Below are 20,259 nucleotides of genomic sequence, written 5' to 3' on the forward strand. Positions count from 1 at the left end.
AGTGGATTTCCGGACCGCTTGTCCGTGCGGGGGTCGGAAGCCGAGCGCGATGCGGTCACGCAGGCTGCACGGAAACCTGAGCTCCGGCAGCCTGCGACACCATCCGCGTTCCCCTTGATCGTTCGGTTCGGTCGTCGGTTTCTCCGGTACCGCCCGGGCCCGCACCCCCCGGCGCCGGCCTGGGCTCAGTTCAGTGCCTCACCGACCAGGGCGAGGTTCTCGATGGCCGCGAGACCGTACAGCGCCGTGGAGTTGGTGCTGATCCACGTGGCGTCGGTCCCGGGGTTGAGCACAGTGGGCCCGCTGATCTCCGTGGTCGTCCACGGGGTCTTCGCGTCCGGGTAGCCGTCGCCCGCGGTGAACTTGCTCCAGGCCCGGGTGGCCAGCGCGGCTTCGCCGGTCAGGCTCGCCGCGTACGCGTCCAGACGGGAGTGGCCCTGGACCAGGCTTGCCTTGAAACTCGCGCCGTAGCGGGCCACCTGTTCGGCGGAGGTGGCGTTGAAGGAACGGCAGTAGTCCAGCCAGGCGGTCCGGAAGCCGGGGATGTCGCTCTCGTCGAGGGCGTCGATGAGCTCGGCGGCCAGTTCGGGCAGGCCGAAGCTCGCGGAGAGGTGGGAGACGGCGATGACAGGCGTGGTCTGGATGGCGAAGGCGCCCGTGTCGAGGTCGTACAGACCACTGCCCTGGACGAAACCGTTGGGCTGGGCGGCGATGGTCGAGGCGCTGGCCAGCAGTTTCTTCCGTGCTGTTCGCCACTTGGGGCCGCGCCGTTCCCATTCCGTCCACCAGGCCCAGCCGAGCCCGCTCCAGTCGGTGCCGAAGCCGATCGACAGGGCGCGCCGGTCCCCAGGAACGTAACCGTCGGTGCGCACCTTGCGGTTGGGGTCGAGCCTCAGGAAGGTCTCGTCCGCGTCGACCTGTGCGTGCATCAGGTCGCCGGTGCGCTCGTCGGCGGTGAGGTAGTAGAAGAGGCGGCGGTAGACGGGCGTCGAGATGCGGACCTGTTTGGCGCTGTCGCCGAAGTGCTGGACGCCGTGCCGGGTGCCCAGGCCGGCCCACTGCCCGAGGTGGTAGGCGTCGACCTCGCCGGTGTGCCGGGTCATGGCCTCGGCGAAGCGGTAGATGTCGGCGCGTCCGGAGCGCAGGTAGGCCAGCCAGAGCCACAGGTCGGTGGAGAGCTCGGAGTTGTCCCAGGCGTAGCCGCCGATGTCGTAGCACCAGGTGTGGCGGTCCGGGTCGTAGGTGTGCTGGACGTCGCCGTAGTCCAGGAAGCCGTACCAGCGGCGTTGTTCGCGCTGGTCCCGGTAGTAGGCGAAGAGCAGGTCGAGGCGGTCCTCGACGGTCTTCCTGGCCGTGGTGGACCGGTCCACGGGGGACCAGAGCCCGGCGAAGACGCCTGCACGGTGGAGGGCCCCGGGGTCGGCGACGAGCTGTGGCGGGGCGGTCAGCGCGTCCTTCTGCGCGACGAGGGTGTCGGCCGTGGGGGTGGCGGCGTTGGCCCACAGGAAGAGCTCGGAGGTGCGGGCGATGCCGTACGGGGTGCCGAAGCCGGGCTCGTAGTCCTCGTAGGTGATGCCGAGTCCGGCGGTCTGCTTCTCGTGGGTGTCCTGGCCGAGGCCGTCGTGGTAGAAGCGCTGGTCGAGCGGCTGGGCCTCGGGCGACCAGAGCCAGAGGGTGACGGTCGCCGCGTCGGATGCGGCACCTCGGACGTCGAGCTGGGCCGGGTGCTTCTGCCAGAAGTCCCGCAGGCCGAAGGAGAGTCCGCCGCTGATCCCGCCGACGTAACCGAAGCCGGGGGCACGGGTGCCGCCGGTGGTGTGGATCCAGCCGTGGCCCGCCTTGGTCCGCTTGCGGATGGTGAAGCCGTCGGCCGAGAGCTGGGCGAGGGTGTGGTCGCCCCAGGCCGGGACGTACTGCAGGGCGGAGGAGACCCGGGTGTCCCAGGTGGAGATGTCCGGCAGCTTCTCTCCCTTGACCTGCGCGGTGCGCACGGCCGCGCCGGGGTCGCGGCGCAGGCCGGTGATGCCCTGGACGGCTTCGGTGAGGAAGCCGTCGTCGGCGCCGGCGAGGCGGACGTGGCGGTTGTAGAGCTCGTCGGAGAGCGGGACGCGGATGCGCAGGCCCAGGCCCTTGATGAAGTCGCCGCTGTCCCGGCCGGGCTCCTGGGTGCCGTCGTACGTGATGGTGTGGACGACGCGGATGGCCTCGGACCCGGCGTAGAGGTAGAGGCGGATGACGAAGGGCAGCCAGGAGCGGCTGCCGCGCTCGTGCCTGCCCTCGAGGCGGATGACGGCGCGCACCGGGCCGGACTGCTCGACGGTGACGGAGCTGACGCGGCCGGTGAAGCGTTCCCAGCGTGTGCTGGAGCCGCTGCCGTCGTAGTCGTCGTCGACCTCCGGTTGGCGGAGTACGACCAGTTCGGCCTTGTTCGCTATCTCGGTGCTGCCGTGCTTGATGGTACGGATGACGTCGTGTGCGCCGGCCTTGGCGATGCTGACGCGGATCACGCCGGTGTCGACGTCGATCGTGCCGCCCTTGGTGTCCACTGTGAGCGCGACGTCCGCGGTCCCGGAAGTGCCGGGGGCCAGGGTGTAGCTCTCGGCGGGTCTGGCGGTGGCCCCGACCGCGTGGGCGGTCCACTTCAGGGTGCCGTCGGGCCAGTAGGCGGTGGGCCAGGACTGGACGGGGACCGCCGTGCCGTCGGCGGCGGTGAGAGCGAAGCCCTGGTCTGCGGGGAGCGAGCCCTTCGGCCAGGCCACACCGAAGGTGGTGCCTGGGGCCTTGGTGGGGGTGCCGTCCTCGAGCCAGCTGAGCTGCACGGGGCCGGCGGTGACGGTTTCGACCGGTGCCGCCGCAGCCGGGTCGGCGGCGAGGACCCAGGAGAGCTGGGTCGCCGCGACGGCCGCGGCTGCCGCCTTGAGGGCGTCTCTGCGTGACATCTCAGGCACCGTGACCGCCCTTGAGCCGCCAGGCGCGGAAGTCGGTGATGTGGAAGTGGCTCCACGTGGTGCGGAAGGCGAACCAGCCGCTGGTGTAGGGGTCCTCGTCGGTGTAGTCGAAGACCAGTTCGCCGTTGTTCCAGTACTGGATGTGCCTGCCGTCGGAGACCAGCCGGACGCGGTTGGGCTCGTTCGCGGTGAGCAGCGGCGAGGTGTAGTCGTAGATCAGCGGGCGGGAATCCGCCACGCCGACGTAGCGGCGCAGTCGGGTAGTGGTGTTGTAGTTGGCGCCAAGGCCCGCGTAATACGTGGTGAGGTGGTCGTAGTCCGCCAGGGCGCCGCTGCGGGCCGTGGCGAACAGGTCCTTGGGGGATCGCGCATCCCGGGCGTTCCAGAAGGAGTTCAGGTCACTGACCCGGTCGTTGGCACCGCCCTTCGAGACCGGGGTCGCCGTGAAGTCGATCTCGTACCGGCCGGAGAACGGCCGCTTGAACCACACCGACGCCCCGGCGGGCACGTCGACGTCCAGCACACCGTTCTTGGCTGTGACGCTGCCGCCCTTCTCCAGTTCGGCCGACCATTGGCCGAGACCGTGCCGGAAGTCGTCGCGGGCCAGCAACTGACGGTGTTCGTACGGCACATGGCGACTCGGTGCGGCTGCGGCACCGGTGGAGAGTGCGGTGGTGACCGCGGCCGCGAGGCTCACGGCAACGGTGGCCCAGGTGTAGCGCATCGGAAGATCCCTTTCTGTGGACGGTCAGGAGCGTACATAAACCAACCCTTCCGATCGGAAAAAGCCACAGAAGTGAAAAGAAGCGTTCATGATGAGTCGAATCCGCCGTCGAATCTGCTGTCGAATCCCGCATGGTGGGACCGAATGTGACGCACTGTTGCACGCCGTGGCCATCTGCACTGACCTTCGTGCGGAGCTGCTCGGGCGGGCCTGTCCGGTGCACCGGCACGTCGAGCGGCGTCCGGCGGGGCACCGGTCAAGATGCTCCAGGGGCCCGCCCAGAACAAGAAGTTGCTCATGGCCGCGGAGCCCGATCCTTCCGAACGGCTGTTACACAACGATCATTGAGTGCGTCCGAGCGCCCCCGGAATACTTCAGTGCCCCGGGGCCGTACGTAGGCGAATACGTCCCCGTGCGGGCTGGGCCTTCGCCCGCCCGATTCACTCCTGAGCAGGGACAATCTTGCGTAGAAGATCAAAGAAGGCGTACGCCGTCGGCGCTGTGGCCGCCGTCGCCCTGACGACGAGCTTGACCGGCCCGGCATCGGCGAAGACCGGCAGCCCGGACACGAAATCCCCTGTCACGGCGAAGGACTTGGGGGCAGCCGGCAGGACCGTGCACACCGTCACCTTGATCACGGGGGACCGGGTCCAGGTGGACTCCCGTGGCCGAGTCGGCGGAATCCAGCGGGCGAAGGGCCGGGAGGACATACCCTTCTTCACCCAGACGCACAACGGCCGTACCTATGTGATGCCGCGTGACGTCCGGCGGCTGATCGCCGACGGCACGCTGGACCAGCGGCTGTTCGACATCACCGGACTCGCGGAACCGGCGAGCCGCAAGGCCAACCGGGCCGGGCTGAAGGTGATCGTCGGCTACGGGGGATCGGCGGCCAAGTCCGCCCGCGCCGAGGTGCGGTCCTCCGACGGCACCACCGTGCGCCGGACTCTGTCGGCCCTCGACGCCGATGCCGTCACCCACGCCGGCGCCACCGACAGCACGGGCTCGCTGTGGGACGCCCTGACCCGCCGCCAGGACGACGGCTCGGCGGCCACGACCTCCGGCATCGCGCGGATCTGGCTCGACGGCGTACGGAAGGCGTCGCTCGACCGCAGCACCGGCCAGATCGGCGCCCCGGCGGCCTGGGCCCGCTCGTACGACGGCACCGGTGTGAAGATCGCCGTCGTGGACACCGGGATCGACGCCACCCACCCGGACCTGACCGGCCGTGTGGTGGCGGAGCGGAACTTCAGCGGCTCCCCGGACGCCCGGGACCGTGTCGGACACGGCACGCATGTGGCTTCCACCGCGGCCGGTACGGGGGCTAAGGACGCCCGGTTCAAAGGCGTGGCACCCGGGGCGCAGTTGATCAACGCCAAGGTGCTGGACGACCGGGGCGTCGGTGACGACTCCGGCATCCTCGCGGGGGTGGACTGGGCCGTCGCCCAGGGCGCCGACGTCGTCAACATGAGCCTGGGTAGCCCCGACACCCTTGGGATCGACCCCCTGGAAGCCCAGGTCAACAGGATCTCCGCGGAGAAGGGCGTCCTGTTCGCGATAGCCGCGGGCAACAGCGGGCCGGGGCGGGGCACGGTCGCATCGCCGGGCAGCGCCGACGCGGCCCTGACGGTCGGCGCCGTCGACGACGACGACCGGATCGCCGACTTCTCCAGCGTCGGGCCCCGCACCGGGGACGGCGCCGTCAAGCCCGACATCACCGCGCCGGGCGTGGAGATCACGGCGGCCGCGGCGACCGGCACCTCGGGACAGAACCCTCCCGGATACATCAGCCTGAGCGGCACGTCGATGGCGACCCCGCACGTCGCGGGCGCCGCGGCAGTTCTCAAGCAGAAGAATCCCACCTGGACGGGCGCACAGATCAAGGCCGTCCTGACGGGCTCGGCCAAGGACGGCTCCCACTCGGTCTTCCAACAGGGCGCGGGCCGGCTCGCCGTCGACAAGGCGATCGACCAGACGCTCGTCTCCGAACCGGGCTCGGTCGGCCTGGGTACCCAGCAGTGGCCCCACACCGACGACACACCCGTCACCAAGCAGGTCGGTTACCGGAACAACGGCACCGCGGACGTGACGCTGGACCTGTCGCTGGCGGCGCCCACCGGCGGCGACGGACAGCCCGCCCCGGCCGGGTTCTTCACCCTTGGGACGCAGCGGATCACGGTCCCGGCGGGCGGCACCGCCGCCGTGGACCTGACGGCCGACACCCGGCTCGGCGGTACGGTCGACGGCTCGTACTCGGCCACGGTCGTCGCGTCCGGAGGCGGCCAGACCGTGCGCACCGCCGCAGCGGTGGACCGTGAGAGCGAGTCGTACGACGTCACCTTCAACACCATTGGACGGGACGGTGCGGCCAGCACCACCTGGCAGGCCGACCTGAAGGGCTACCGCGAGTCCGCCGCGGGCCAGCGGTTCTTCCCCGACCTGTCGTCGGGTTCCACCACGGTCCGGCTGCCGCGCGGTACCTACAGCCTCGCGGCCGACATGCTGGTCGACCCCGCGGCCCCGCGCAAGGGCGCCGATCTGATCAGCAATCCGCAGCTCTCGGTGACCGGTCCCACCACGGTCACCCTTGATGCCCGCACCACCCGGCCCGTGAGCTTCAAGGTGCCCGACGCAGCCGCACGCCCCACGCGCGCCGGGATGATGTACACCCTGAGCACACCCGAGACCTTCATCATCGAGGGGGGCGAGTTCAGCAGCTTCGACAACCTGCGCACCGCGTACCAGGGTCCCACGATGGACGACGGCGCCCTTGCCCAGCAGTGGTCCGCGAACTGGGAGCAGGGCACCACCGAATACAACGTCCTCACCGGCGGCCCGGTCCGGGAGCTGGCCACCGGATACAGCAAGACCTACACGCTCAAGGACATGGCCCTGGTGAAGGCAGGGATCGGGTCGTCCGTACCCGGCCTCGAGGGTGCCGTCGCGGCGCACGGCATGCTGGACTACGGGGGCGGCGTCGAGGCCCCCTACTCCGTGCAGTCGGCACCGGGAACGCGCAATGTGTATCTGTCCACGGCCGACGGGGCCGCCTGGAACATCGTCGCGGGTGTACTGGGCGAGGAAGACCCGACGGGCTACCGGAGCTTCGACTCGGCATACGAGCTCGGCGGGCACCAGCGGTTCGCGGCGGGGGCGACGTACACCGAGACCTTCAACGTCGGTGTGGTGGGGCCGCGGTTGAACGCGAACGACGGGATCGTGCGCGACGGCGACGACATCTACGGCGCGTTGCCGCTGGTCAGTGACGGGTCGGGCCATTCCGGGTTCGCCCAGTATTCGGGTGCGAGCACCACCATCCACCGTAACGGCGAGCTGTACGTGCAGAAGGACGCCGCCATCGACCAGGAGCCCTTTACGCTGCCGTCGGATGCCGCCGCGTACACCGTGTCGACCACGGTTCACCGGAATCCGACGATCAACCGCACCGGGACCCGGGTCGACGCTTCGTGGACCTTCAACTCGGCCCGCACCGAGAGCCCGACGATGCTCCCGGTCTCCACGGTCCGTTTCCTGCCGCAGCTCGCGCTGGACTCCACCGTTCCGGCAGGCACCAAGCAGACCGTCCCCGTCGAGGTGCAGGGAGCGGCGGCCGGCGCCAACCTGAAGACCCTGCGCGTCCTGGTGTCGTACGACGGCACGACGTGGCTGCCCCTCCCGGTCAGCGCGGGCAAGATCACGGTACGCGCTCCGGAGAAGGACAAGGCGATCTCGCTGAAGGCCGTCGTCACCGACAAGGACGGCAACCAGTCGAAGGTCACGATCCACAACGCCTTCTTCGGCCGGTGAGGAAACACCGGCAGGAACCCGTGGGGCGCGCGATCGGGGTGAGACCCCGACGGGCAGGACACGGCCCCGGGTGAGTCGAGGAGAGCGGCCCGCCGGAACGGACGTTCCGGCGGGCCGCTGCCTTCCCGTGCGGGGCCGCCGGAAAGCCTCGATTCCGCGTGGGACGCCTGTCCCGCCGAATATCCACGCCGGGCCGCCCTAGATCGTCGGGCGGCCGGGCGCCCGACGGGTCGCGGTGTTCGACGTCAACCCGGCAGCGTCACTTGAGAATTGGGCTCTACGAACCAGTGCTCAGCCGTTCGCATGCCCCACTGCCACGGCTCAGCGTGCCGGCACCGGGACCGGTCGCACGGGGCAGTCGGCCGGGGCGAGGCGCCCTTCCTTCCCGACCAGGCTTACGGACACGGCTCCCTGCGCATGCGCCGCGTACGCGGCCGTGCAGACGATCTGGTCGCGGGCGGAGGCGGTCAGCCGTGTCACCCGCAGGCGCAGCTTCACCTCGACGGTGAGATCACCCCTCACGACCCGGTCCGCGGCGGATGCCGCACGGGGCAGCGAGGGAGCGTTGCGGAACCCGGCCCGGCGCTCGGCCTTGTCCGGTCCGGCGAACAAGGTGGTGACGGCCGCGAGAGGTGACTGGGACTCGCTCATCTCCTCGCCCATCGGGGGCGATTCGACGAGGCCGTCCCGGCTGTGCGACTCGCCCGGGCGGGCCGACGAGTCATCCGTCCCGACGGAGCCCGCAGTGCCGTTCAGCCACGGTGATTCGACGATCCGTGGCACGGGCCGCAGTTCGTTGTCGGGGGCCAAGAAGAACAACAGCACACGTCCCTCGCGCGGGGGAAGCAGATCGGCGACAGCCGGGCTGCCGGCCTCGATCACGGCCGTCTCCTGGATACCGCAGGCTGCGAGCTGGCCGCAGGCGAGCACCAACAGCGTGGCGAGCCGGACCGCTCGACGCTCACCGAACGCCGACCTCTTCACCCGTTGGCCTCCGTCCGGTCGTGGCTGTCCGCCGGCCCCGTGCCGCGCTGCGCGGGCGACGGATCGTCCGGGCCGCGCCCGGACGCGGGCCCGTCGAAGGGCAGCTCAACGGTGAACAGCGCGCCGCCGCCGGGCGCGTTCTCCGCGCGGATCGTGCCGCCGTGCAGCTGTACGTTCTCTGCGCTGATCGCAAGCCCGAGGCCGCTGCCCGATGAGCGCGCACGCGCGGTGTCCGCCTTGTAGAAACGGTCGAAGATGTGCGGCAGCACGTCCGGCGCGATCCCGGCCCCGCTGTCGTGCACCTCGGTGATCAGCACATCCCTGCGTGCCGACAGCCGCACAGTGACCGGTTCGGCACCGTGGCGAAGGGCGTTGCCGACCAGGTTGGCCACGATGACGTCGAACCGGCGCGGATCGAGGCTGATACGGAGGCCGTCGGGCAGCTCCGAGCGGACCCGGCCGAACCACTGCCTGCCGGACAGGGTGTTGCGCACGGCCTCCCCCGCATCCACCTCGTCTGCGGTGAGCTCCGCCGCACGGGCGTCGAAGCGGGAGATCTCCATCAGATCCTCCACCAGTACGGCCAGTTTGCCGGTCTCGGCGCTGACCAGGCGCACCGCCCGAGCGGTGTCCGGCGCGAGCGTCCCGGCGTCCTCGTCCATCACGTTCGTGACGGCGAGCATTCCGGCGAGTGGGGTGCGCAACTCGTGCGAGACGTCCGCGGCGAAGCGTCGGGCCCGCGCCTCGGCGTCCCGCAACTCCTGCACGGAGCGCTCAAGTCGGGCTGCCGACTCGTTGAACGTCCTTGCCAGGTCGGCCATTTCGGCCCGCCCGTGGACGGGGATACGCGTGTCGAGCTGCCCGCCACCCATCACGTGTGCGGCACGTCGCAGTTCACGGACGGGGCGTAGAACGCTGCGCGCCGCCAGCAGTGCGGGCACCAGGGCCACGGCCAGCCCTGGCAGCGCGCCGTCCCGGGCAGCGGTCACCAAGGCGTCGATGTCCACCTCTTCGTCGGTCATGGGCATCACGGCGTAGAGAACCAGGCCACTGGGCACCGCTCCGCCGCCGGCGACGACCCGGGTCATCACCGGCATCCCGATCGTCAGGTACGCGCTCCCGCCTTTGACGACCCGCTCGAAACTGCCGTGCGGCGAAGTGAGCGCGGTGCGGCGCAGCTGCGCTGTGAGAACACCGGATACGGGCCGGTCACCTGAGGAGGCCCGCAACGAGCCGTACTCGGCGAAGACGATCCACGGATGGGGCTTGGCGCGCGCCGCGATGTCGTAGAGATTCCACCGCAGCGAATCCGGGTCCATGGGCAGGCTGGGGGTGAACCGCTCCACCTCCTCGCGGAAGGAGGCGACGGCCGTGTCCTGCGCACGCACGAGGACCGCGCTGCGCGCCTCCCGATAGGTCAACGCCGCGGTGGTGACGGCGCTGACGGCGGCCACCAGCAGGAACGCGATCACCAGCCGGGTACGCAGCCCGAACGCGGCGGTCGCTCCGGGCATCCTCACAGCGGACCGAAGCGGTAGCCGAAGCCCCGCAGGGTCTGAATGTATCGAGGACTGCGGGACGGATCTTCGATCTTGATGCGTAGCCGGCGCACACAGGCGTCCACCAGACGGACGTCACTGTAGTAGCTGTGCTCCCAGATCTCCTGGAGGAGCCGCTGCCGGCTGAAGACCTGTTCCGGCACCGCGGACAGGTGCAGCAACAGCTTCAGTTCGGAGGGTGCGAGGGCTACCTGGTCACCCGACTTGAGGACGGTGTGACCGGCACGGTCGATGTCGAGTTCACCGTGGTGCTCGACGACGGGCCTCGCGTCGATCGGGCTTTCGATGCGGCGCAGCACGGCACGTATTCGGGCCTCGATGACCTCGGCACGGGCGGGCTTGACGATGTAGTCGTCCGCACCCGCCTCCAGGCCGACGACGATGTCGACGTCGTCGCCACGCGCGGTCAACATGATGATCGGCAACTGGCTGGTCTCACGTACCCGGTAACAGACCTGGACGCCGCTCATGGCGGGCAGCATCAGGTCGAGCAGCAGGAGGTCGGGGTGAAAGGCATGCAGTGCCTCAAGACCGGCCTCGCCGGTCGCGGCGGCGAGGACCTCGTGCCCGCACCGGCGCAGCCCGATCTCGACGCCCTCGCGAACGGAGGGGTCGTCTTCGACGAGGAGGACGCGTGGCATGGAGGTGTCTCCGGGGTCGTGGGGGAAGGGGGGCGAAAGGTTCGGCGACTGGGCGGCGGGGAGGGAATCGAGGACATCACGACCGCGTCCTTGATGTGCCTGCGCGTTACCGGTCAGCGTGCGGCCGGGCCGACAGTTCCCGTACGTACCCGTCCGGTGCCGGCAACCAGGCACGCCTGGGCGGCAGCGATGGCCGACCGCCGCAACCCGCGCTCGGGCCGGAGAGCGGTGCCGTGCCGAACCGCCCGGCGCCGGCCCGGCAACCTGCGCCCCGCGGCGTCGCACCCGGTGCGCGGGAGCGGTGGGACCCTCCGGCCAGGGGTATGAGGTGGCGACGGGGCATCGTGCGTACTCCAAGAGATGAGGCAGCGGTGACTCCTCATACTCCCAGGCGTGCGTGACGTGGTGGGTGACGGGAGGTCATATGCGCTGGCCTGGGACCAGGTTCGTCATGTCCTTGGGGCCGGCTGGGTCAGGTGGACGCCTGCCGGTCGGGCCGAGCATGTGCCAAAAGGAACTCGGTGGCCCCTGCGATGGCCTCGGCATAGGTGCTGTGGACGGCCTTGGACTCCTCGGTCTGTTCGTCCGCGGCGGTGGCGCTGTACCACCAGGCATCGGAGTCGGGTGCGTGGTGAACCACGGCGGAACCGCCCGCGTAGCGGAGCGGGATGGACTCGGCGGCAGGCTTTCTGGCCACCGCGTGCGGCCACTTGAGGCGGGCGGACTGACGCTTGATGCCGCCCCAGGCCGCACCCAGCTGCGCATAACTCGCTCCGCTGCGGCCTGCGACGGTGGCGGCGCTCTCCGCGAGCCGGTCGACGGACTGCTTGGCCTCGTACAGCGCCCGCAGCAGAGCCAGTTGCACATCGGGCGAGGCCATGAGCGCGGGGTCGAAGGGCTTGTCCGCGGCGCGATAGGCCAGCGCACGCGTCGAGATCCGCTCGGCAAGAGCACGGACCGCGTCGAGCACCCTGTCGTCCATGGCGAACATGTCGTCCTTGCTGGGCTCGTTCCATGCGGGCTCCAACAGGGTCAGGACAGTGGTCCAGAAGTTCTCGTCGTCCTTGTCGGGGGTCGGGATCCCTGCAATTTCACTCATGTGACAAGGATACCTGTCGGTCGACGCGAGTGACAGGAATTTCTGTCCGCTGGGGTCCGGTGGGTGGATTCGGGCGGCTCGGTACGGCCTGGGTACCCACCGACGTCGGCAGGTCCCTCCTCGTGCCCTTCGGATCGTCAACGCTCGTGAAAACGCTGGACTTTGGGTCCGTCGACGGGTTAGAAGGAAGGCTGCCTGCCGGCGTACACGGAGCAGCGTGGCGTAGCGGCGCGAGACCCACGGACAGCCCTGGAGAGGAACGCCTCATGTCCTTCGAGCCCGTGTACATATCCCGGCGCAATGCCCTGCGGGCCGGCGCCGGAGCGGCGGCCGTGGCCGGCCTCGGGGCCGGTCAGCTGGCCGGTGCGAGCGGTGCCTCGGCCGCCGCTCCGGCCGACCTGTCGGACACCGCGTACATCATGAGCTGCGACGAGTGGGGTGCCCGGCCGCCCGCCGGGGAGCTGTCGACCCGCACGGGCTCCACCCGGCGGATCGTGGTGCACCACATGGCGTTCCCGAACACCATGGACTTCTCGATGGAGGCGGCCATCGCCTGCGCCGAGCGCGTTCAGTACATCCACATGGACAAGAACGGCTGGTCGGACACCGGAAACCACTTCAGCATCAGCCGCGGCGGCCATGTGCTGGAAGGCCGCCACGGCAGCCTGGACTCGCTCGACGACGGCGGCTACCAGGTCGTCAGCGCGCACGCCGTCGGCCAGAACACCCAGTCGATCGGTATCGAGAACGAGGGCACCTACATCGACGAGCTGCCCACCGGGAAACTGTGGTGGTCGCTGGTTCGGCTCTCCGCCACCATCTGCACCCAGTACGGCTTCGGCGCCCAGAACATCACCGGACACTGGGACTGGAACAACACCCAGTGCCCCGGTGCCGCGTTCTACTCCACCTTCCCGCAGCTGCGCCTGCACGTCGCCAAGCGCCTCGGCCAGGACCCGAGCACCATCCCGGCCCGCACCTGGCCCGACACGTTCACCTCCTGCGCGGGCGCCACGGTCCGTACGCTGCAGCACCTGCTGAACACCCAGGGCTTCGGCCTCGTCGCGGACGGGGCCTTCGGCCCGGCCACGCTGGCAGCGGTGCGCGCCTTCCAGACGGCGCACGGCTTCCCCACCGCTTCGGACGGCACGATGACCGGCTCGACCTGGGAGGCGCTGGCCCCGGAGATCGGCATGGGTGCCACCGGGTCCGCGGTACTCGGCGTCCAGTCGATCCTGGCGACCAAGCTGTACGCCGTGAAGGCAACCGGCACCTTCGACCGGGCGACGTGGGTCGCGGTCGCCAAGCTCCAGGCCCTGCACGGGCTCCGGGTCACCGGGCAGGTGGACCTGAGCACCTGGTGCGCCGCGCTCGGTGGTGTGGTGGAGGAGAACTTCCGCGGGCTGAAGGGCCAGGCGGGGCTGGAGAGCGAGCTTGTCGTGCCGGAGGCCGAGTCCCTGCCCCCGGTGACCCTCGCGGCGGACGGGGTCCTCGCGAGCGACGCACCCGCCACGCAGTTCGAGGAGGTCCCGGTCGACCAGGACGTCCAGGAAGTCCCGTAGGCCCTGCGCCGGCGGCGCCCTGTCTCAGGGCGCCGCCGGCCAGTACGGCGTCGACGCCTCCAGAACTCCTGAACTCCTGACGAAGGAGGCGTGCCTTCCCTGATACGCAGGGATGCGCCCCCGGACAGCACCTGCCACCGGAGTCGTGTCACCTCTCGGCGAGATCGGCGGCAGGGCGCTTCGGCGCTGCGCCCCGCCGCCGTCACCGGCCCGGTACCGCGGCCGGTTCCGGCGTCACCGCCTCCCGCGGTCACGCCGGAGTCATGGAGTCGTTCAGCCGGGCAGGACCCACTTCTGGTTGGCGCCGGTGTGGCACGACCAGAGGTGGAGCTTGGTGCCGTCCGCCGAGGAGACCCCGGCCGCGTCCAGGCACTTGCCCGACTGCGGGTTCTTCAGCGTGCCGTCGGCCTGCGGCACCCATTTCTGGGCGCCCGTGTCGTTGCACCCGTAGAGCTGGATCTTCGTGCCGTCGGCCGAGCCGCCACCGCTGATGTCCATGCACTTGCCCAGCGACCGCAGTGTGCTGTCGGTGCCGACGGTCCACTTCTGGGCGGCCGACTGGTTGCACGTCCACAGCTGGATCTGCGTGCCGTCCGCGCTCGATCCGTTCGACACGTCGACGCACTTGCCGCCGATCCCGGTGATCGCGCCTTCCCGGGGCCCGGGCGTGGTGCCGAGCTCCTTGATCCGGATGTTACGGAAGGCCACGTCGTCGCCGTCCCCGTGGTTCTGCAGACCGATGTGGCCCTGTTGCAGGCTGCGGGCGGGGTCGGCGTTGGTGAAGTCGTTGATCTTCCGGCCGTTGAGGAAGAGCTGGAGGCGCTCGCCCTCGACGCGGATCTCGTACGTGTTCCACTCTCCCGGCGGGTTCAGGGCCGCGTCGCGGGCAGCCAGGTCGGCCGACTTGTAGCCGTAGACGGAGCCGGTGGTGCGGTCCGGGGTGTCCGTGGCGTCGATCTGGATCTCGTAGCCGTTGTTCACGGCCGACCAGGGGTCGTCGGAGGCGGGGAAACCCACGAAGATGCCGCTGTTGTCGTCACCGGCCTGACGCCAGTCGAGCTTGAGAGAGTAGGACGTGTACTCCTTGGCCTGGTACCAGAACAGGCCAAGGCCGCCCTGGGAGGTGAGGGTCGCGTTCGTGTTCACGAAGGATCCGGGGCCGGCCTGCTTCCAGCCGGTGGTGCCCGAGGAACCGAACAGCGGGGTGTAGCCGGTCTCCGGGCGGCAGTCGGCCTCCGTCAGCTCCGCGGCCCAGCGGATACCGCCGAGCAGGTGCCGGCGGAACGCGGGGTCGGTGTAGGAGTCCTCGGTGTGACCGCCGCCGGTGTAGAAGGCGCGCCCGCCCTGGTAGTCCTTGCACCAGGCGATGGGGTGGTCGGCGCCCATGGTTCCGCCGCTGTAGGTGGACTCGTCGAGCGAGGCCAGGACGTGCGCGGTGGTCCGCGGGTTGGTGCGGTAGTCGTACCACTCGTCGGTCCGCTGCCAGCTCGGGCCGAGGTGGGCGGTGGCGTCGTGGGCGCGGTCCTCCACCGTGACCGTGGCCGGCTGGATCTGCGGATGCGACTTGAACAGCGCGCCCGCCAGGCCGCCGTACCAGGCCCAGTCGTACTCGGTGTCGGCCGCCGCGTGGACGCCGACGTACCCGCCGCCCGCCGCCATGTACCCCTCGAAGGCGGTCTGCTGGGTGGGGTTGAGGACGTCGCCGGTGGTGGAGAGGAAGACGACGGCCTCGTACCCGGCGAGGTTCGACGGGGTGAAGGCGGCGGCGTCCTCGGTCGCGGTGACGGTGAAGTTGTTGGCCGCGCCCAGCTCGCGCAGGGCGGTGACGCCTTCGTCGATGGAGGAGTGGCGGAATCCGGCGGTCTTGGAGAAGACCAGGACGTCGTACGCCGGGTCGGCGGCCACCGCCGCGCGGGCGGGGGCGTTCGAGGTGGGGACGGCGGCCGTGGAGACGGCGGCGGGCAGGGCGGCGGCTCCGAGCAGGCCGCAGGCGGCCAGTGCGGCGATGCGCCCGATTCTTCGGCTCATGACAGGGTCCACTTCTGGTTGGCCGCGGCGTTGCAGGTCCACAGGTGCAGCTTGGTGCCGTCGGCGGAGGAGGCCCCGGCCGCGTCCAGGCACTTGCCGGACACCGGGTTCTTCAGCGTGCCGTCGGCCTGGGGCACCCACTTCTGGGCGCCGGTGTTGTTGCAGCCGTAGAGCTGCACCTTGGTGCCGTCGGCGGTGCCGCCGCCGCTGATGTCCATGCACTTGCCCAGCGCGCGCAGCGTGCTGTCGGCGCCGGCCGTCCACTGCTGGGCGGCCGTCTGGTTGCACGTCCAGAGCTGGATCTGGGTGCCGTCGGCGCTCGCGCCGCCCGCGACGTCGACGCACTTGCCGCCGATGCCCTTGATCGGCCCGCCCTGGGATGTGGTCGTGGTCGTGAAGGTGAAGTCGTCGAGGTCGAACAGAGAGCCGCTGCCGCCCTTGAAGACCAGGTGGAGGGTGGTGGTCCCGGCGGGTGCGCCGGCGAGGTTCGCCGTCACGTTCTGGAACGTCTCCCAGCCGCCTGTGACGGGGACGGCCGTCGATCCGAGCAGGGTGCCGGTGGGCGACCCCGCCCGTATCTCAAGCGTGCCACCCGAACCCGCGGAGGAGACGCGGGCCGTCAGCTTGGTGGCGTTGGAGAGCAGGTAGGGCGTGAAGGAGATCCAGTCGCCGTTCTCGATGTGGCCGACGGTCTTCCCGCCGTGCGCGGCGGCGTGGTCCACGACCTGCACACCCGCGGAGCCGCCGTAGTGCTCGGCCTGGCGCTGGCTGCCCTGGCTGATGCGCTGAGCGTGGGTGGTCAGCGCGGGCTGCCCGTTGGCGCCCTTGTCGGTGTACTCGGCGTCCCAGACGCCGAAGATGTTCGCGTTGGGGTCGTGCTCGCCGTCGGCGATGGTCTGCACGGTGCCCGAGCATCCGGTGGCGGAGGTCTGCGGGTGGCCGTGGCTGTCGTGGCCCACGATGAACGTGATCGTGACCTTGGAGCAGTCGATCGCACCGTCCTCGGGGTCGGTGACGGTCACCTTGAAGGGCACGGCGGCGCCCGGATCGATGATGGCGCCGTCGCCGGGCAGTTCGAGGGTGACGGTGGGCGCGGTGTTGCCGACGGTGATGGTCACCGAGGCGGTGGCCGTCCGGCCGGTACCGTCGGAGACGGTCAGCTCGGCGGTGTGACTGCCGTTGACGGTGTACGTGTGCGACGGGTTGGCGGCGGTCGAGGTGGCGCCGTCACCGAACTTCCAGGCGTAGGTGAGCGGGTCGCCGTCGGGGTCGGAGGTGCCGGCCGAGGAGAACTGGACGGTGAGCGGGGCCTTGCCCGAGGTGCGGTCGGCCGCGGCCTTGGCCAGCGGGGACCGGCCGCCGCTGACGTTCTCGATGCGGTAGACCGCGCTGTTGGCGTCGCCGTTGAAGTAGCCGGTGCCGTAGTCGAGGACGTAGAGCGCGCCGTCCGGGCCGAAGGCCATGTCCATGATCTGGGTGCCCTGCCAGGGGAAGGCGTTGATCGACTGGACGGCTCCGTCGGTGCCCTGCTCGATGCGCTTGATCCACTTGCGGCCGAACTCGCCGGCGAAGAAGTCGCCGTCGTAGCTCTCGGGGAACTTCACCGCGGAGGTGGACGCCGCGTCGTAGCGGTAGACGGGTCCGGCCATGGGCGACTCGGAGCCGCTGCCGAATTCGGGGACCGAGCCGCCGTCGTAGGGGATCCAGGCGGGCTGTGCGGCGGGCAGGTCGGTCAGCCCGGTGTTGTTCGGCGAGGTGTTCTTCGGGGCGGCGCAGGAGAAGGCGGCGCCGGAGGTCGAGGTGGCGAAGTTGTAGTCGACGTAGGCGTTGTTCTTGCCGGTGCAGTAGGGCCAGCCGTAGTTGCCGGCCTTGGTGATCCGGTTGAACTCGACCTGTCCGGCAGGGCCCCGGGAGGCGCTCGCGGTGCCTGCGTCGGGGCCGTAGTCGCCGAGGTAGACGGTGCCGGTGGGCTTGTCGACGCTCATCCGGAAGGGGTTGCGGAAGCCCATGGCGTAGATCTCGGGACGCGTTCTCGCGGTGCCCGGCGCGAAGAGGTTGCCCGCCGGGACGGAGTAGGTGGCGTCCGCGTTGACCTTGATCCGCAGGACCTTGCCGCGCAGGTCGTTGGTGTTGCCCGCCGACCGCTGGGCGTCGTAGGCGGGGTTGCGGTCCGCCCGCTCGTCGATGGGCGTGTAGCCGTCGGAGGCGAAGGGATTGCTGTCGTCGCCGGTGGAGAGGTAGAGGTTGCCCTGGGCGTCGAAGTCGATGTCGCCGCCGACGTGGCAGCACAGGCCGCGGCTGGCGGGGACGTCCAGGACCTTCTTCTCGGAGGCGAGGTCCAGCGTGCCGTCGGCCTTGAGGACGAACCGTGAGAGGCGGTTGACGCCGTCGAAGGGGGCGAAGTCGGCCGCGGAACCGGTCGCGGGCGCGTCGCCCGCGGGGGTCGTCAGCTTCGGGGCGTAGTAGAGGTAGACGAACCGGTTGGCGGTGAAGCCCGGGTCGACGCCGACGCCCTGGAGGCCTTCCTCGTCGTGCGAGTAGACGTCGAGCCGGCCGGCGACCTTGGTGGTACCGGCGGCGTCGGTGAGACGCAGGGTGCCGTCCCGTGAGGTGTGCAGGACGGACCTGTCCGGCAGGACGGCGAGCGTCATCGGCTCGCCTGTCTCGGCCACCCCCTTGGCGAGGGTGACCTGCTGGAACTCTTCGGCCGCCGCAGGTGCGGCTTCGGCCGGTCCCTGCTGGACGGTGAGGGCGCCCGCGGCGGCGAGCAAGGTGCAGGCGAGCGCCGCGAGAGGTCGGGTGAATCTCCTGTGCACGCGAATCCTCCGTGTGGGGTCGAGGTGGAGCACAGGCGCGCGCCGTCGCGCCGGGAGGACGGGCGCCCACAGGGGGAGGGGAGGGCGACCCGTCCTTGTTGTCCGGTACAGGTCAGGAAGGTATTGGGTTTTTCCTCCGCCAGAAACCCCTTTGACGTACAGGACTTGAACTTTCTCCTTCGGGGAGACAAAGGCGTGGGGCGCGCACCCCGGCCGGTGGCCGGAGCCGCGGCGTCACGCCAAGAGGCAGCACGGGCTGAGGGACGCTTGCGCGGGCGTGGGGCCGGAAGCGCGGGCGAGCCGCTTCACGACCGCCTCGTAAGCACTGCACAGCCCTCTGGACCAGGACGAAGGAGAGGAAGCGGCGCACGCGAGCCGGCCTGCGGAGCCGTTACCACTGAGGGGGAAGCCACATTTTTCTGCCTCTGATGTCATCCAAGAGGCGGTCACGGTGAGAAGTAATTGATGTGGCGGGCGGTAACAGCTCGTCTCCCTCTCAGGAGAAGGTGAAGGACATGACCGGCAACCGCTTCAGGGGTGTTGCCCTCGCCGGAGCGGGCGCACTTCTCGTTCCCCTTGCGCTCGTCGCAGCGGCCCCCATGGCGCAGGCAGGCCCGGTGGCCGAACCGTTCGGCCCCGCCTGCTCCACACTCCCTGCCAGCGGCGAGGGGAGCGCCTCAGGCATGGCCGATGACCCCGTCGCCACTGCGGCGTCCAACAACCCCGAACTGTCCACGCTGGTCACCGCTGTCAAGAAGGCCGGTCTGGTCGACACGCTGAACAACGCCGAGAACATCACCGTCTTCGCACCCACGAACGATGCTTTCGAAAAGATCCCGAAGGCTGATCTCGACAAGATCCTCAACGACAAGGACCAGTTGACGGACCTCCTCACCTACCACGTGGTGGATGAGAAGGTGACCATCGACCAGCTTCCCGACGGCTCGTTCAAGACCCTCCAGGGCGGGGAGCTGACGACGTCCGGTTCCGGGGATTCCTTCAAGGTGAACGACTCCGCGACCATCGTCTGCGGTGACATCACCACGAAGAACGCAACGGTCCAGCTCATCGACACCGTCCTGATGCCCAAGTCCTGAATGGGCCATGGTACTGGTGAGTTCGCGTATTCAACTGTCGCCAGTTCCCCGAGGAACCCAGCCCGCTGGTGACCGTGTGTGATCTCCAGCGGCGTATCGACTCCGGGTGAGCTGCTTGTGCTGGCCCGGGGCCGGTGGCGTTCAGCGGCGCTCGGCGAGGGCCTGCCGCCGGGGTCCTCCGGCGCCGCTGGGGCCTCGACCCCGGGCAGCCGTGATTCAGCGGTACTGCTCCGGAATTTCCATCTCCTCTGAGCCGTCGGAGATGTATTCCATCCCCGGGTTTTCGACCTCGGTAACGACGATCCAGGGTTTATGCCCCTCAACCTCGCAGACCGCGTGCAGGCGCAGTTTCGCGTCCCAGTACCCGTCCACCCAGTCTCCCGGGTCCTGGAACCAGCTCGGCGGCTCGGAGTTATCCATCTGCCGGTACACGAAGTTGCCGCGCTCCAGGCTCCGGATAATGCTCTTGCGGCCGGGCGCGGCAACCCCGTCGACCCCGGGGCTGAATCGGGCGGCCCCCCAGATCACCGACGACAGCTCCGTACGCATTGCTTCGTCGTAATGCGGTCTGGCTGAGTGATCCCGTCCGGCCTCGTCGCGCACCGTGAGGGTGATCGTGTCGAGGTGATCCAGGCCGACCGGGCCGTCGAGTGTGGTGGCGAGCCTCAGACGGTTGGGGCCCACGCGGATCAGGCTGAAGGTCAGCTCAGGAGTCAGCTCGCGGTGCCAGCGGTCGCGTTCGATCTTCGCCACCTCTCGTGCGGTGTCAGCCGAGTCCGCGGCGGCCGCCGCCGCTTTGCGGGTCGTCCAGTACGCCATGACCGCGGTGACCACCACCCCGACCGCGGCAGCAATGGCGCTGAGCGCCGTCCAGTCGTCAGTGTTCATGGCGCCGGACCGTAGCAGCAGCGAGGGCCACACCCGGTGGAGTGTCCGGATCGGGACATGATCGGGGGCGCTTGGACCAGCGGTACAGCCGTTGGCGCTAAGCCTT

The 20,259-nt window shown here is 69.9% G+C and carries 12 protein-coding genes; 3 read left to right on the forward strand and 9 right to left on the reverse strand.

All coding sequences use genetic code 11. The features are described from left to right. Positions 1-185: 185 nt before the first annotated feature. Positions 186-2,948 (reverse strand): exo-rhamnogalacturonan lyase family protein, encoded by a 2,763-nt coding sequence (locus tag OG230_RS34095; protein ID WP_328907622.1) that lies wholly within the window; start codon positions 2,946-2,948, stop codon positions 186-188. Further along, the gene (locus tag OG230_RS34100) at positions 2,941-3,672 is read right to left on the reverse strand and encodes a DUF6250 domain-containing protein (RefSeq protein ID WP_328907623.1); all 732 of its coding nucleotides are present in this window, start codon (positions 3,670-3,672) and stop codon (positions 2,941-2,943) included. Before OG230_RS34100 ends, OG230_RS34095 begins: the two co-directional genes overlap by 8 nt. Before the next feature lie 462 nt (positions 3,673-4,134). On the opposite strand from OG230_RS34100, the gene OG230_RS34105 reads away from it, so the two are divergent. Then, complete coding sequence (locus OG230_RS34105) at positions 4,135-7,479, forward strand: S8 family peptidase (RefSeq protein ID WP_328907624.1); 3,345 nt, start codon at positions 4,135-4,137, stop codon at positions 7,477-7,479. A 321-nt stretch (positions 7,480-7,800) separates the two neighbouring features. Here OG230_RS34105 and OG230_RS34110 read toward each other — a convergent pair whose 3' ends face one another. The 4 genes from OG230_RS34110 to OG230_RS34125 form a co-directional block, all read right to left on the reverse strand. Continuing rightward, the gene (locus tag OG230_RS34110) at positions 7,801-8,463 is read right to left on the reverse strand and encodes a hypothetical protein (RefSeq protein WP_328907625.1); all 663 of its coding nucleotides are present in this window, start codon (positions 8,461-8,463) and stop codon (positions 7,801-7,803) included. Further along, positions 8,460-9,977: a HAMP domain-containing sensor histidine kinase gene (locus tag OG230_RS34115; protein ID WP_328907626.1), complete on the reverse strand. Its 1,518-nt coding sequence runs from the start codon at positions 9,975-9,977 to the stop codon at positions 8,460-8,462. The genes OG230_RS34110 and OG230_RS34115 overlap by 4 nt, the downstream gene beginning before the upstream one ends. A 2-nt stretch (positions 9,978-9,979) precedes the next feature. Further along, positions 9,980-10,663, reverse strand: a complete 684-nt coding sequence (locus OG230_RS34120; protein WP_328907627.1) for a response regulator transcription factor — start codon at positions 10,661-10,663, stop codon at positions 9,980-9,982. 472 nt (positions 10,664-11,135) lie between these two features. Then, positions 11,136-11,762: a hypothetical protein gene (locus OG230_RS34125; protein WP_328907628.1), complete on the reverse strand. Its 627-nt coding sequence runs from the start codon at positions 11,760-11,762 to the stop codon at positions 11,136-11,138. 266 nt (positions 11,763-12,028) lie between these two features. Between OG230_RS34125 and OG230_RS34130 the strand changes: the two genes are divergently transcribed. After that, on the forward strand, positions 12,029-13,324 hold the full coding sequence (locus OG230_RS34130) for a peptidoglycan recognition protein family protein (protein ID WP_328907629.1): 1,296 nt from the start codon (positions 12,029-12,031) through the stop codon (positions 13,322-13,324). Between the two features lie 273 nt (positions 13,325-13,597). On the opposite strand, the gene OG230_RS34135 is transcribed toward OG230_RS34130, so the two are convergent. Together OG230_RS34135 and OG230_RS34140 are read right to left on the reverse strand one after the other, a co-directional pair. After that, the gene (locus tag OG230_RS34135) at positions 13,598-15,352 is read right to left on the reverse strand and encodes a ThuA domain-containing protein (protein ID WP_328907630.1); all 1,755 of its coding nucleotides are present in this window, start codon (positions 15,350-15,352) and stop codon (positions 13,598-13,600) included. Beyond that, on the reverse strand, positions 15,349-18,168 hold the full coding sequence (locus OG230_RS34140) for a PQQ-dependent sugar dehydrogenase (protein WP_328907631.1): 2,820 nt from the start codon (positions 18,166-18,168) through the stop codon (positions 15,349-15,351). Before OG230_RS34140 ends, OG230_RS34135 begins: the two co-directional genes overlap by 4 nt. A gap of 515 nt (positions 18,169-18,683) precedes the next feature. On the opposite strand from OG230_RS34140, the gene OG230_RS34145 reads away from it, so the two are divergent. Further along, positions 18,684-19,265, forward strand: coding sequence for a fasciclin domain-containing protein (locus OG230_RS34145; RefSeq protein WP_328907632.1), 582 nt, complete (start codon positions 18,684-18,686; stop codon positions 19,263-19,265). 216 nt (positions 19,266-19,481) lie between these two features. On the opposite strand, the gene OG230_RS34150 is transcribed toward OG230_RS34145, so the two are convergent. Further along, a complete protein-coding gene (locus OG230_RS34150; protein WP_328907633.1) occupies positions 19,482-20,153 on the reverse strand; it encodes a hypothetical protein in 672 nt (223 codons plus the stop codon). Between the last annotated feature and the right edge of the window lie 106 nt (positions 20,154-20,259).

Origin of the sequence: Streptomyces sp. NBC_00234 (genome assembly GCF_036195325.1) — a bacterium.
Lineage (GTDB): Bacteria > Actinomycetota > Actinomycetes > Streptomycetales > Streptomycetaceae > Streptomyces.